This is a genomic window from Amycolatopsis sp. NPDC059235 (assembly GCF_042754125.1).
Classification (GTDB): domain Bacteria; phylum Actinomycetota; class Actinomycetes; order Mycobacteriales; family Pseudonocardiaceae; genus Amycolatopsis; species Amycolatopsis albidoflava.
This window is the reverse complement of sequence record NZ_JBHZAG010000043.1, coordinates 1-12795: the sequence shown is the minus strand read 5'-3', so window position 1 is coordinate 12795 and position 12795 is coordinate 1. Positions and strand designations below refer to the sequence as shown.

The 12795-nt window shown below is 66.9% G+C and carries 12 protein-coding genes, 1 tRNA gene and 1 pseudogene; 4 read left to right on the top strand and 10 right to left on the bottom strand.

Annotated elements, in window-relative coordinates; genetic code table 11:
- Positions 1 to 45: 45 nt before the first annotated feature.
- From ACFXI3_RS25785 to ACFXI3_RS25765, 5 genes are all read right to left on the bottom strand, one after another.
- Positions 46 to 855, bottom strand: a complete 810-nt coding sequence (locus ACFXI3_RS25785) for an SDR family NAD(P)-dependent oxidoreductase (protein ID WP_378402771.1) — start codon at positions 853 to 855, stop codon at positions 46 to 48.
- Positions 856 to 901: 46 nt separating this feature from the next.
- Positions 902 to 1684, bottom strand: coding sequence for a helix-turn-helix domain-containing protein (locus ACFXI3_RS25780; protein WP_378402769.1), 783 nt, complete (start codon positions 1682 to 1684; stop codon positions 902 to 904).
- A gap of 16 nt (positions 1685 to 1700) precedes the next feature.
- Entirely contained in the window at positions 1701 to 2969 is a 1269-nt protein-coding gene (gene ftsW / locus ACFXI3_RS25775; protein ID WP_344280940.1) for a putative lipid II flippase FtsW, read from the bottom strand.
- Positions 2970 to 3107: 138 nt separating this feature from the next.
- Positions 3108 to 4349 (bottom strand): LCP family protein, encoded by a 1242-nt coding sequence (locus ACFXI3_RS25770; protein ID WP_378402767.1) that lies wholly within the window; start codon positions 4347 to 4349, stop codon positions 3108 to 3110.
- Positions 4350 to 4434: 85 nt separating this feature from the next.
- Complete coding sequence (locus tag ACFXI3_RS25765) at positions 4435 to 6057, bottom strand: NRAMP family divalent metal transporter (RefSeq protein WP_378402765.1); 1623 nt, start codon at positions 6055 to 6057, stop codon at positions 4435 to 4437.
- A gap of 420 nt (positions 6058 to 6477) precedes the next feature.
- Here ACFXI3_RS25765 and ACFXI3_RS25760 point away from each other — a divergent pair, with 420 nt between their 5' ends.
- Positions 6478 to 6993, top strand: coding sequence for a pyridoxamine 5'-phosphate oxidase family protein (locus ACFXI3_RS25760; protein WP_378402763.1), 516 nt, complete (start codon positions 6478 to 6480; stop codon positions 6991 to 6993).
- A 61-nt stretch (positions 6994 to 7054) separates the two neighbouring features.
- Entirely contained in the window at positions 7055 to 7909 is an 855-nt protein-coding gene (locus ACFXI3_RS25755) for an SDR family oxidoreductase (RefSeq protein WP_378402761.1), read from the top strand.
- 30 nt (positions 7910 to 7939) lie between these two features.
- Here ACFXI3_RS25755 and ACFXI3_RS25750 read toward each other — a convergent pair whose 3' ends face one another.
- Positions 7940 to 8686 (bottom strand): ABC transporter ATP-binding protein, encoded by a 747-nt coding sequence (locus ACFXI3_RS25750; RefSeq protein WP_378402759.1) that lies wholly within the window; start codon positions 8684 to 8686, stop codon positions 7940 to 7942.
- A gap of 68 nt (positions 8687 to 8754) precedes the next feature.
- Between ACFXI3_RS25750 and ACFXI3_RS25745 the strand changes: the two genes are divergently transcribed.
- The gene (locus ACFXI3_RS25745; RefSeq protein ID WP_378402757.1) at positions 8755 to 9384 is read left to right on the top strand and encodes a TetR/AcrR family transcriptional regulator; all 630 of its coding nucleotides are present in this window, start codon (positions 8755 to 8757) and stop codon (positions 9382 to 9384) included.
- A 16-nt stretch (positions 9385 to 9400) separates the two neighbouring features.
- Positions 9401 to 9473 (top strand) — tRNA-Arg (locus ACFXI3_RS25740).
- A gap of 103 nt (positions 9474 to 9576) precedes the next feature.
- Here the strand turns inward: ACFXI3_RS25740 and ACFXI3_RS25735 are convergent.
- The 4 genes and pseudogenes from ACFXI3_RS25735 to ACFXI3_RS25720 all read right to left on the bottom strand — a co-directional run.
- On the bottom strand, positions 9577 to 11019 hold the full coding sequence (locus ACFXI3_RS25735; protein ID WP_378402756.1) for a tyrosine-type recombinase/integrase: 1443 nt from the start codon (positions 11017 to 11019) through the stop codon (positions 9577 to 9579).
- Positions 11016 to 11204, bottom strand: coding sequence for a helix-turn-helix transcriptional regulator (locus ACFXI3_RS25730; RefSeq protein ID WP_378402754.1), 189 nt, complete (start codon positions 11202 to 11204; stop codon positions 11016 to 11018). Before ACFXI3_RS25730 ends, ACFXI3_RS25735 begins: the two co-directional genes overlap by 4 nt.
- Positions 11205 to 11255: 51 nt before the next feature.
- Entirely contained in the window at positions 11256 to 11594 is a 339-nt protein-coding gene (locus ACFXI3_RS25725; protein WP_378402752.1) for a WhiB family transcriptional regulator, read from the bottom strand.
- A gap of 397 nt (positions 11595 to 11991) precedes the next feature.
- Positions 11992 to 12795: pseudogene (locus tag ACFXI3_RS25720) on the bottom strand (hypothetical protein); the annotation flags it as partial.

The window sequence follows — 12795 nt, the reverse complement described above, 5'->3', positions numbered from 1 at the left end:
ACCTGGAGTCGCTGGGCTGGCCGCTGAAGAGGCTTCCGCACGGCTCTACCGCTTAGCCCGTTGCCCCTCCGCCAACTGCTCGGTGATCGCCTCCGCGCCAAGACGCCGTTGCACAGCCGCCGCCAAGCCCGGAGCGATCCCGCCGAGCAACGCCGTCATCCGCAACCCGAACGGTGCCACGTCGATCTCCGCGAGGTTGTGTTCGATCGCCCGCACCGTCGCCCGCGCGACCTCGTCCGGCGTCCGGGTTCCAACGCCGAACGGCAACGTCGCCCCCGAATCGGCGAACATGCCCGCATCGCTGATATAGCCAGGAAACACCGACGACACACCAACATTGAACGCCCGCAGATCCTCACGGAGCGCAAGAGCAAACCCGCGCAAGCCGAACTTCGTCGCGTTATACAGCGAAGCCTGCCCAGACGCAGTCTTCCCGGACAGCGACGAGATGAAGACGAGATGCCCACGCCGCCGAGCCATCATCTGCTCGGCGACCAGCTTCGCCATCACGACCGGCACCCGCAGGTTGACCTCAAGCGCGCGATCGACCTCATCGAGCGAATAGTCGGCCAGCAGCCCCGTCGCAGGAAGGGCCGCATTGGCGACGACGAGGTCGATTTCCCCTGCCCCCGCAAGAAGTTCCTCGACCGCGTCCCGCTCGGTGAGGTCCGCCGGAACCGCGCGGCCACCCACCTCGGCGGCCAGCGGTTCGAGCAACTCCGCCCGACGCCCGGTGAGCACCAGGTCGGCACCGTGTGCGGCCAACGTTCGGGCGAGCGTCCGACCGATCCCGCCGGTCGCTCCAGTCAGCAAGGTCTTCGCGCCCCGCAATTCCACAGTGGACAATTTCGCCATGCCCGCAGTGTGGCGCGCGCGGGACCTTCGGGTATTGCACAAATGTTCAGGCGAACGCGCTGCGATCCGCCGCGAACCCCGCGTCGGCTGCCAGACCACCCGGCGTCACCCCGGCGAACGCCACGACATCCCGGTGCAGATGCGACTGGTCGGTATACCCGCACGCAGCCGCGACATCGGCCGCACTAGCCCCTGCCGCCAGCCGCCGAGCAGCATGATCGAAGCGCACCAGCTTCGCCGCTCGCTTCGGCGGCAACCCGACCTGCGCGCGGAACCGGTCCCACAACCGCCGCCTGCTCCACCCGCAATCGGCCGCCAGCGACTCGACCCGCACCTGGCCGCGGCTCCGGACGATCCGCCGCCAAGCCCAGGCCACCTCCGGATCCGTCGCCGGAACCACCGAGAGCCGCCGGGCGAAAGCATTCTCCACCAGCTCGAACCGAGCGTCCCACGAATCGGCTTCGCTCAGCTGGTCCCGAAGCCGGTCCGCGTCCCGGCCCCACAACTCGGCCAGCCCGACCGTCCGGTCCAGCTCCGCAGGTCCAGCGCCCAATCCACAAGCGGCCAACGGCGGCAACCGCACCTCGACGCATTCGAGGCTTTCCCCGCGCAGCCGCACCCCGCGCGGCGCTAGCCCGGCGACGAAGCTGCCGTGCTGAGCACCGTCGTCCACGAGAAGTTTGCCGTCGCCGAACTCCAGCACCACGGTGATCGCCGGATGCGGCACCACTCGCAGATCGACCGTCCCGCCCGTCCGGTGGCGGAATCCGCCCAGGGACAACGGACCCGCGCGACCGGGTCGCGCGACGTCCCAGGCGGCGCTCTCCACTACCGCAGTGTAAGAGTCAGCGAGGCCGCACCGGCCGTCGTGCGCGAGCCGGCTTCGCCGACGCCCGGACCGGCCGATACGGCTCCGGCACCGGCAGCCGCAGAATCCGCCCGATCTTGCCCGGCCCGAGGTGATTCAGGTCCGCCACCGCGGCGGGCTCGTGCCGTGCGCAACTGGCGAGCACCCCGAACAGGAACATCGTCACGATCAGCGACGTCCCGCCGTACGACACCAGCGGCAGCGTCACCCCGGTCACCGGCAGCGCGTTCACGACGTACCCGATGTTGACCGCCGCCTGCGCCACCAGCAGCACGGTGATCGTCGCGGCGACGATGCGGATCCACGGGTCGAGGTTGCGCGTCGCGATCCGCAGGCCGACCAGCGCGAGCCCGCCGAACAGCAGCAGCACCACCGCGCAGCCGAGGAACCCGAGTTCTTCGCCGATCAGCGCGAAAATGAAGTCGTTCTGCACGTTCGGCAGGTACTTCCACTTCGACGCGCCCTGTCCGAGCCCGACGCCGAACAGCCCGCCCTCGGCGAGCGCGTACTGCGCCTGCACCGCCTGGTATCCGGCGCCGGAGGTGTCCGCGTCGGGGGAGAGGAACGACAGCACGCGCGCGAGCCGGTAGTCCGCGACCAGCGCGAGCACCACGAACCCGCCGACGCCGCCGGCCAGCAGCGCGGCGAACAACCGTCCCGGCGCGCCGGAGAACCACAGCAGCGACAGCAGCACGATGCCGAGCGAGATCGTCCCGCTGAGATTCGGCTGCGCCATGACCAGCGCAAACATCAGCAGCGCGACCGGAACCAACGGCACCAGCAAATGCCGCCAGTGGTGCAGCAGCCGGGCCTTCACCACGAGAATGTGCGCGCCCCACAAGGTCAACGCGACTTTCGCGAGCTCGACCGGTTGCAGCGTCAGCGGACCGAGCGTGAACCACCGCTGCGCGCCGTTCACCTTCGCGCCGAGCGGGGTGAGCACCAGCGCGAGCATCGCCAGCGTGACCAGCATCAGCATCGGCGAGAGGGACCTGATCCGCCGCAACGGAATCCGCAGCCCCGCCCACAGCGCGACCAGGCCGATGAGGACGAAGATGATGTGCTTCTGGAAGGTGCTGTACACGCCGCCCGGCTGCGCGGAGGACGCCGACAGCACCATGATGACGCCGAGCAGCGTGAGCAGGCCGCACAGCGCGAGCACGAGGTGGAACGACGCCAGCGGCCGGGACAGCCAGCCGACGATCGCGACCGGAACCCGGCTTCGTCTGTTCCGTGTCGTAGCCACCCGAGCACCGCCGTCCGCCGATTCTTTCGGCGCGGGAAAGAACGCGCCGGGCCGATTATGCCTGCTCTGTCCTGAAAGGACATTGAGGCGCGCGGAGTGTCCGTGGTCTCATTCGCGGTGCTGAAGCTATTTCACGAGTTATTTCACGCACGGGATTCCGCCTCCGCTCAACGCCGGAGGGGGAGCGGGGGTGGTGTTTCCGTGCGCCAGCGGGGTGACGTACGCGGCCGGGCTCGGCACCGGCGCTCCGCTGAGCAGTTGCGCGACCAGGGACTGGATTTGCGCGGTATTGACGAAGTTGACGTCTTCACCGGACGGGCTCTTGCCGAAATGGTCCACCGGAAGGGTCACGAAACTGACATTTCCACCGGTCAGGCTGGACGCCTGTTTCGCGAGCGCGAGCAGGTCCAGTGAACTGTCGACCGCGGTGTTCTGCTTCGCGACGTCCAGAATTCCCTGGAGTTTCGCCGGATTCGTGAAGGTCCCGCCCTGTTTGAGCTGATACGCGAGCGAGGAGATGAACGCCTGCTGCCTGCGTTCGCGGTCGAGGTCGGTGAAATTGAGCGACGGATGCACGTAGTCCCGGCGCTGCCGGACGAACTCGACGGCCTGCTCGGCGCTGATTTCCTGCTGGCCGGCGTGGAAGTTCGCGCCCGAGTAGCTGTCCTGGGTGTCCTCGTTGAGGCACACCGTGATCGGCTGCACGACCTGGGCGATCTCGAAGAACGCGACCAGGGTGACCTCGACGAAATGGTCGATCGGGACGTCGCCGAGGAATTTCCGGACGGTGTCGATTTCCGCGCGCCGGCCCGCGTCCCGCGCCTGCTGCTCGCGCTGGGATTTGTCGGTGACGTTCTGCTGGACGAGCTGTTTGGCCTTTTCGTCGAACGCCAGCCCGTAGGCCTGTTTGATCTTGCCCTTGCACACGTTGTCCGGGCAGCCCGCCAGCGGAACGTAATCGTCGCGCGGAATCGAGATCGACGTCGCCTTGCCGCCGTTGCCGGGGACGTGCAGCAGCATCAGCACATTGGCGTTGTAGCCGCCGTCCTGCTGATCGCCGGCGTGCAGCGAGTCGTAGATGTTCTTCGGCAGCGGGTTGCCGTTCTCGTCGAGCCGTGAATCGAGGCCCATGATGAGGATGTTGGTGTCGCCGCCGCTGGAGGTCGACTGCCCGTCGAGCACGTCGGACACCTGCAGCCCGGACACGATGCCGTTGTAGGCCGCCCAGCCGTAGCCGGTCAGCGAAAGCGTCAGCGCGGCCGCGAGCGACAGCGCGACCCGGCCGGTGATCCGCCGTCGCCGAGCCGCGGCGCGAGCGGCGACACCGCGTGCCGCCGCACCTCGGGATGCGGCGGCGCGTCTGTCGTTGGGGTCGGTCATCAGGCCTTCCGGTGCCGGGGCGTCACGGTTACCCACTGTTGTGCACACTCGCTGTGTACACGCTGAGAAGTAGTCTCACGCAGAGTTAACCCAGAGCCAGTTGGACGAGCTTCACGATGACGAGCGCCATCGCCAGGAGCAGATACGTGCGCAGCGCGGTCAGCCCGATCTTGCGCCCGGTCGACATCTCCGGCGGCGGCAAGTACTGCAGCGGCGGCATCCGCCACTCCGCGCGCCCGGTGCGATCGATCGGCGCGGCGTTCCGGCGGCGGCGAAGCAGCGCGTACCCGGCTGTCAGCACGCCGATCCCGCCACTGACCGCCATGATCAGGAAAATCTGGTCCGCGCTGATGTCCGGGAACAGCACCGCCGCGGTGAGGATCACCGACAGCACCACGAGCACCCCGACCACCACGGAGGTGAACAGGTTGGTGAGCCGTCCGTTGACCCACGGCCCTAGCACCGCTTTGTCGTTGCAGAGCAGCAACAGGAACACCGTCGCCGACGGCAGCAGCACTCCGGCGAGCGTCTGCACTCCGGTGGTGAGCAGGCCGAGCGGCGAGCCCGGGATGAGCACGATGGTGGCCGACAGCGCGACGAGACCGGCGTACACCGCGTAGAAGCCCTTCGCGTGCCGCGCCCCGCGATGCAGCGAGTGCTTCATCCCGAAGACGTCACCGATCGCGTACGCGCTCGAGAGCGACACAGCGAACGCCCCGACGATCGAAGCGTCCAGCAGCGCGACTGCGAACAGCGCGCCTGCTGTACGTCCCGCGTAAGCCTCGATGCCGTCCGTGACGCCAGCCGTGTCCGTGAAGGACGTGCCGGCACCGGCGAAGGCCGCCGACGCGATGCCCATGATCGCGGCCGCGCCGACCATCACCACGACCAGGCCGATCCACAGGTCCGCCTTCTCGTACCGCATGAACCGCGGCGTGATGCGCTTGTCGATCACGTAGGACTGCTGGAAGAACAGCTGCCACGGCGCGACCGTGGTGCCGACGATCGCGATGATCAGCAGCATCAGCTCGGCCATCCCGCCAGGTCCGGCGGGCATCGTGGGCACCAGCCCGCCGAGCATTTCCGCCGGCGCCGGGTGCGCGAACACGTACACCGGGATCAGCGTCAGCGAACCGAGGCAGAAGAAGATCGCGATCCGCTCGAACCGCCGGAAGCTGCCGGTGAACGCGGCCCCGATGATGACGACCGCGGCCAGCACCACCGACGGAACTGTCGGCAGACCGAGGTAGCGCGTCGCCATGGTGATGCCGATGAACTCGGTGACCAGCGTCAGCGCGTTGAGCAGGAACAGGTCGATCACCGAGAACGCGCCCCAGAACTTGCCGAAGCGTTCGAGGATCAGCCGGGCGTGCCCGACGCCGGTGACCGCGCCGAGGCGCAGCACCATTTCCTGGTTCACGTACAGCACCGGGACGAGCAGCAGGAGGGTCCAGAGCAGTTTCGGGCCGTAGTTCTGCCCGGCCTGGCCGTAGGTCGCGAACGCGCCGGCGTCGTTGTCGCCGACCAGCACGATCAACCCCGGCCCGACGATCGCGAGCAGGGTCTTGAGCTTGGCGGACAGGCCGGTCCGGGGCGCGGAATCGCCCGCTTTGATGGTGCCGAGCGCGCCGCGGATGTCGCCGACGTGCTGCTCGTCGAGGACGGCGGAGGTGCGCCGGTCGATGCTTACGGTGGTGTCGGTGGTCATGACGAGCACTCCCTTCGGCCCTCTTCCAGGCCGATCAGGGCACCCGCGACCGCCGGTTTCCGCGCACGATGACGACCCCGTCCGGCGCGGGCCGGACGGGCGGGGAAACCGGGATCAGCCGGGGATGCCGGAAGGTGGGGACAATCCGGGGTCCGGGGGCGTACTTCGCCCCGGGCTCGTATCGCTCATCGCCCTCACCTCCCCGTGGCTCGCGTCCGGCTTCCGGTTTTCTGGGCAGGGACATCCCGCCCTGGAACCACTCAACGCCATCCGCCGGATAACTGTCAAGCACTTGTACAAGTGTTGTAGTCATCAATGTGACCCAGGTCACTGTCGAGGTAATGTCGAGAACCCCGCCGCGGCTCCGTCCCCGCAGCACCTGGCCGCACGACGCGGCTGCCCGACGAGAAGGAGACCGCCATGGAACCGCAGGAAGTCGCCGAGGTCCTGAACCGCCCGCTCAGCCGCGAACTGCTCGCCCGCGACCTGACCCGGCTGGCCTACGTCGCGAAGGACGGCACGCCGCGCAGCATCCCGATCTCGTTCAGCTGGAACGGTACCGAGATTGTCCTGTGCACCACCAAAAACTCCGCGAAACTGCACGCGCTGCGGGCGAACCCGATGGTCGCGCTGACCATCGACACCGAAGTGCACCCGCCGAAGATCCTGCTCCTGCGGGGCCGCGCCGAACTGGACTACACCGACGGGATCCCGGACGAGTTCCTGGAAATGAACGGTTCCTACGAGATCACGCCCGAGCAGCGCGTCGAATGGGAAGCCGAGATCCGCTCCCTGTACGCGGAGGGCATGGTCCGCATCGTCGTCACCCCGACCTGGGCGAAGCTCATCGACTTCGAGACCACGCTGCCGTCCGCGGTCGAGGAGTTGGTGCGACGCCGGGCTGCCGACTCGGAAAGCCCCGCCGTCACCGGCTGATCCACTACACTGAATCGCCTACACGCGAACGTGATTCCCTCCACGCGCGAAGGCGGAGCGCATGATCCTGGTGACGGGTGCGAGCGGCAATGTGGGATCAGCGCTGGTCGCGCAACTGCGCGCGGCCGAGGTGCCGTTCCGCGCCGCCTATCATTCCCCGGAAAAGGCAAGGAAAGCCGCCGCCGCCGGAATCGACGCGATCACCGTCGAAATGTCCGATCCGGCCACCGTGCAACCAGCGCTGGCCGGAGTGTCGAAGGTGTTCCTGCTCGGCGCGATGAGCCCAGGACAGACCGGCAATGAGTCCAATGTGGTCGAAGCCGCGGTGTCCGCCGGGGTCACGCACGTGGTGAAACAATCGTTGTGGCGGGCCGATGAGGAACTCACGCCGATCGCCCGCTTGCACCGTCCGGTCGAACGGATGCTGGAGACGTCTCCGCTGTCGTGGACCTTTCTCCGGGCGAACTTCTACCTGCAAGCATTCTCGGGAAACTGGTCCGGAACCATCCGGTCCGGAAACTTCTTCGCCAGCCCCCTTATTCGCGGCCCGATCGCATTCGTGGACGCCGAAGACATCGCCCGCGTTGCTTTTCGCGCCCTGACCGAGGATGGTCACGCAGGCAAGGCGTACGCCCTCAGCGGCCCCGAGGCACTGACGTACGACGAGGCCGCGGCTGTGCTGTCGGAAGTGCTGGGCCGTCCGATCGCGTACCGCGGAATGTCGAACGAGCAAGCGCTTTCGGCGTTGGCTGAGTCTGGGATGTCGTCGTTTCATGCCAAGGCTCTGGTCGAGGTGTGCAATACGTATCTGGACGGCGGCGCGGAGACCGTAACGTCGACGGTCGAGAAGGTCACCGGTCGGAGGCCGCGGAGTCTCCGCGAGTTCGTGACGGCGCATCGGCAGTGCTTCGAGTAAGCACCGGGCGGTTGTCCATTGTGGACTCTGCTAAACGGCGGCCTTCCCGCTGTAAGCGTTGAGAACCTCGGGCAACGAACCGTGCTGCCTCACCTGTCCCTCGTCCATCCACAGTGCGGTGTCGCAGAACTCCGCGAGCATCTCCTCGGAGTGATTCGCGAACACCAGAATCCCCGACCGCTTCACCAGGTCCCGGAGCCGATCGCGCGCCTTGGCGAGAAACGCCGCGTCGACCGCGCCCAGCCCCTCGTCGAGCAGCAGAATCTCCGGGTCGATCGTGGTCACCACGCCGAGCGCGAGCCGCACCCGCATGCCGGCCGAGTACGTGCGCAACGGCAGCTGCAGGTAGTCGCCAAGCTCGGTGAACTCCGCGATGTCCTCGACCCGCTTCAGCATCTGCCGTCGGCTCATCCCCAGAAACAACCCCTGGACCAGGATGTTCTCCCGGCCAGACTCGCCCGGATCCAGCCCGACCCCCAGATCGAACACCGGCGCGACCCGCCCGCTCACTTTTCGGACGCCGCGGGTCGGCTCGTAAATCCCGGACAGCAACCGCAACAACGTGGACTTCCCGGCCCCGTTGTGCCCCACCAGCCCGACGCGATCGCCCTCGCCGAGCCGGAACGACACGTCCTGCAACGCCTCGATCACCGGCACCTTCGCCTCGGTGCCGATCCTCCCACCGACTTTCCCGAGCACGCGCTTCTTCAACGACCGAGTCTTGGCGTCGAAGATCGGAAAGTCGACGTAGGCGTTGCGTACCTCGATGCTGACCATGATCCCTCCCCAGATGCGAATGGAAACTACCATTCGCATCTGGCCGGTGGCCAGGTAAGGTGCCCCGGGTGAGCGAGATCAGCGAGGGCTTCCGCCCGCCGCAACAAGCGCGCAGCCGAGCTTCGCTGCAGAAAGTCCTGGCCGCCGCCGAGAAGGTGCTGGCCGTGCAGGGCTTGGAGTCGTTCACCGTCGCCGCGGTGGCCACCCAAGCCGGGATGTCGGTCGGCGCGATCTACCGCCGCTTCGAGGGCAAGGAACAGCTGCTGTACGCCGTCAAGGACCAGCTGCTGAGCCAACTGGAGGTGGCCGTCCGAGACGCCCTCCGCTCAGCGCCACCCGACCTTCGCTCGATCTTCGACGCCTTCGTGGCTGCTCTGGCGCGTACGTTCCAGGAACACGACCGGATCTTCCCGGAACTCCTGGACGCCCAACGCTCCGACGGCCGGGACCGCGGCCTCGCCGCCCTGTCCGCGATCCAGGACGCCCTGCTGGAAGCCGTGTCTTCATTGACCGAGTCCAGCGAGGCGAGAATGGCGGCCCGAACGATCATCGGCGCCTGCGTCCACCGCGCCGCGACCAGCAGATTCTGGCCGGACGACCGCTCCTGGGAGACGTGGGCAGCAGAGGCGGCGGAAATGGCACTGGCGTACCTGACTTCACCAGCCGCAGCCCCGTCTCCAGGCCCCGCTAGGATGTAGGCTGCAGCGCGCGACTGCCCTCGTAGCTCAGGGGATAGAGCACGGCTCTCCTAAAGCCGGTGTCGCAGGTTCGAATCCTGCCGGGGGCACATTCTGCGACCAGCGAAAACTTGCCCTTGGCCAGCGCAAAGTCTGGCCAAGGGCAAGCTTGCAATAGGCGGTTGAGAGCGCCTCGGAGCGGTAGATCGCGGCTCATTGTGCCGAGGCTGTGCCGAAGTCCTCGCCTCGCCCGTGCCCGAGGGCTCGTTGAATCTTCGCCCTCGACACGCGGTCTCGGCCGTCGACGCACTTCGCGTAGACCTGCATAAGCACCTCGACTGAGTGCCCTGCCCACTCGGCGACGTCCGTCGGGTCGATGCCCGCGTTGAGCCATGTCGAGACAGCCGCGTGCCGGAGATCGTATGGACGGCCAACCAACGGGCTCGCAGCAACGGACTCTGTGAACGTCGCCTTGCGAGCGCTGCGCCACACGCGATGCCAGGTGATGGCAGGGACCTCCTTTCCACTGACCCCTACGAACAGCTCGCCGGCCGGGCCCGTCCCGAACTTGCTGACGTGTTCGCGCAGGATGGCCGTCAGCTCGGGAGGGCAGGGGACTGGACGCCCTTCTCCTTGCTCGCGATGCTTGAGTCCTCGACGGTCCCGCGGTTTTCCGCTGTCCGTCCAGGCGCTCCCGGCGTGGGGCGTGGCTTCCTCGACGAAGATCTCCCCCCAATCGTGAACCCACTTCTCGTGCTCGTCATCCCAGGACGGCTCGGGAAGCTTGAGGTTCTTGACGTTCAGGTTGATTGCCTCCTCCGGTCGCAGCGCGGCGAAGTACATTGCGGCATAGCACGCGTACAGTCGTGGGCCGCTGCGTTTCGTGCCTTTGATCTCTCGGAGAAGCGTTCGCGCTTGAATCGGGTTGGCCACGCGTCGCCGATCGATCGCCCGGGACGGTTTGGGAGCGGTCCACTTGATGGCTGCCACAGGGTTCCGCGAAAGCCAACCTCTTTCCCCGCAGTAGTTCAGGAAGTTGTTGAGGATCATGCGGCGCTGTCGAGCCACGCTGCGTGCAAGAGGCTTTCCGTCGCGCTTGGAAACGACTGCATCGTGCAGCTTCCGGGCGACGTCAGGTTCTAGGACATTGGCAAGAGGCGGCGCGTTGCGTTTGATCCAACGCAGGGTCGCCTCGATATCCTCCGGCTTATCGGCTTGTTCGCGACGATTGCTGTTGAGCACCCAGTTATTGAGTGTCGACCTGATGAGTGCTTCTCGGGGCCTCCCTGATTCCTCGTCGAGCATCACGGCGGTGGCCGGTGTCAGCGACGCGGCGATCGTTTGACGGTAGGTTGCCGCGGCTTTGGGCCATTTCATGTCGACGTACTGAACAACCGCTTCGTACCAAGAAACGGAATTCGCAATGCGAACCATCGACACAGGTAGGCCGTCCGACAGGCGGAACGCCTCGCCTTTGCTCGCTGCAGATTGCAGGTCGGACCGGAAACTTTTTGCAAGGCCGACGTGCGTGAACGGCTCCTTGAACGGCGGAAGCTTGGCGACCTTCCATCGCACCCAGTAGGTGGTCTTGCGCTTGCCCTTGTAGATGTCGATGCCCCAGATTCGGACGTCGAACGTTGTTTCCGAGTAGCTCAAGCCGCCTCCTCGTGTTCGTCGAGCCACCGGGCGTATTCGGCGGCGCGGATGCGAATGTCGCCATTGGGCAACTTCAAGCAGCGCGGCGCACGTCCTTTCATGCGCCATTCGTGGAAGGTCCGGCGTGAGATGTCAAGATCAAGGCATATGTCGGCGATGGTGAGGTGCTTGCGCGAGGTGCTCATCAGAAGTCCTTTCGCTTTGACGGCGGTCGGGCCCGCGTCGATCGCCGCGGTTTATGCGGTGTGGTGGCCGTTGTTTCGCCATGGCGAGGTGTGGCGTTCGCGGGTTGCGTGGCGGTGGCGGGCGGGGCCGCGTTCGGCGGCGGTGTGCCCGCCCCAGGTTCCGTCGTTTTCGTGGCGGATCGCCCAGTCGAGGCAGGCTGTCGCGACGGGGCAGCGGGCGCAGATTCGTTTGGCATGGCTGGCTCGTTCGGTGTCGTTCGGGGACACGGGCCAGAACAGTTCCGGGTCTTCTCCGGCGCAGGCGGGAGTGTCGTCGCCGAAGCGTGCGTGCAGATCGGCCAGGCGGGCGGCGTCGAGCACGGCCGAGAGTCGGGTGCGGCGTGAGGGCATGGCGTATCCGGCCTCCGGTTCAGGTGCGGAGCGAGCGTGTCCGGCGGGTCGCTCGTCGTCGGGACGGACAGGGCTCGATGGTTACGGCGCGTATTGGGTTGCGGGTGGGCTGGCAGGAGGGGGGCGGGGTGGTGAGCGAGGGAGGGCGAAACCAAACCCCGCAACCCCGCAAACCCCGCAAAATTGGTCTGGAGCTGGGGATCTTTCTGCGGGGTATGGAGTGGAGGGACCAGACTGCAAACCCCGCAAACCCCGCAAGTTGCGGGGTTTGCGGGGTTTGGTGAAGGGAGTGGGTTGAGCAAACCCCGCAGACTCCGCCGTGTCGTTTCCGCAGTTCAGAACCTGTTTCTCTGGGACTCTGCGGGGTTTGCGGGGTTTGCGGGGTTTGTTTCCGAGGTCAGCTCGAATCGGCCCGGTGTTCGACGCGGTAGACGTTGATTTTGCTGTGGCTGTCGGTGGCGCTGCGTAACACTTTGTCGCCGCGCCACCGGTCCACCTGCCCTGCCAGCCTCTTTCCCAGCGCCTTGGCCGAGAGGGGCTTGCCGGTGATCGTGGCCGGGAACGTTCCCTTCCACTGGTCCGGTGCGCCGTACTCGGGTTCGGCCCCGGCGCGGAGTTGTTGCGCGGTTTGGGGTTCTTCGGCGTAGAGGTGGTGCCAGGTGGACAGGAACGCGTACCACTCGGCGTGGTCGTCGTCCAGGTCGCGGCCGGCGTCGGCGTTGCCGAGAAACCCGTCGATGCCGTGGTGGGCGAGGAACCCGCCGAGGTACTGGGCCCAGCGGGTGAACTGCCGCATCTGCGGGACGTCGGTGGCGATCGGCGCTCCGTTCGCGGTCCAGTCCAGCACCAGCGTCAGCACGTGGCGCAGCACCTCGGCGCGGTTGCGCGGGTCGAGGATCCAGCTGTCCAGGTGCGGGATGGTGAACCCGGTCCGGGCTTCCGGGCGTGGGCAGTCGGGATTGAGCCGCACCCACACCGTCCGCGAGGCCATGTCGCCGCCGGTGCGCAGGTTGTTGCCGGTGGCCAGCCATACCCTGTCGTTGGGGAAGTTGGCCGCGGTGTTCGAGCCGAGTTTCCGGTCGGTCCAGGTGCGTTCGGTCACCAGCCGCGCGAGCACGGCGCTGTTGACCACTTCGCCTTCGGTGAGGTTGTCGAACACCACGACTCCGACCGAGTCGCCCAGCACCGTGGTGATCGACTT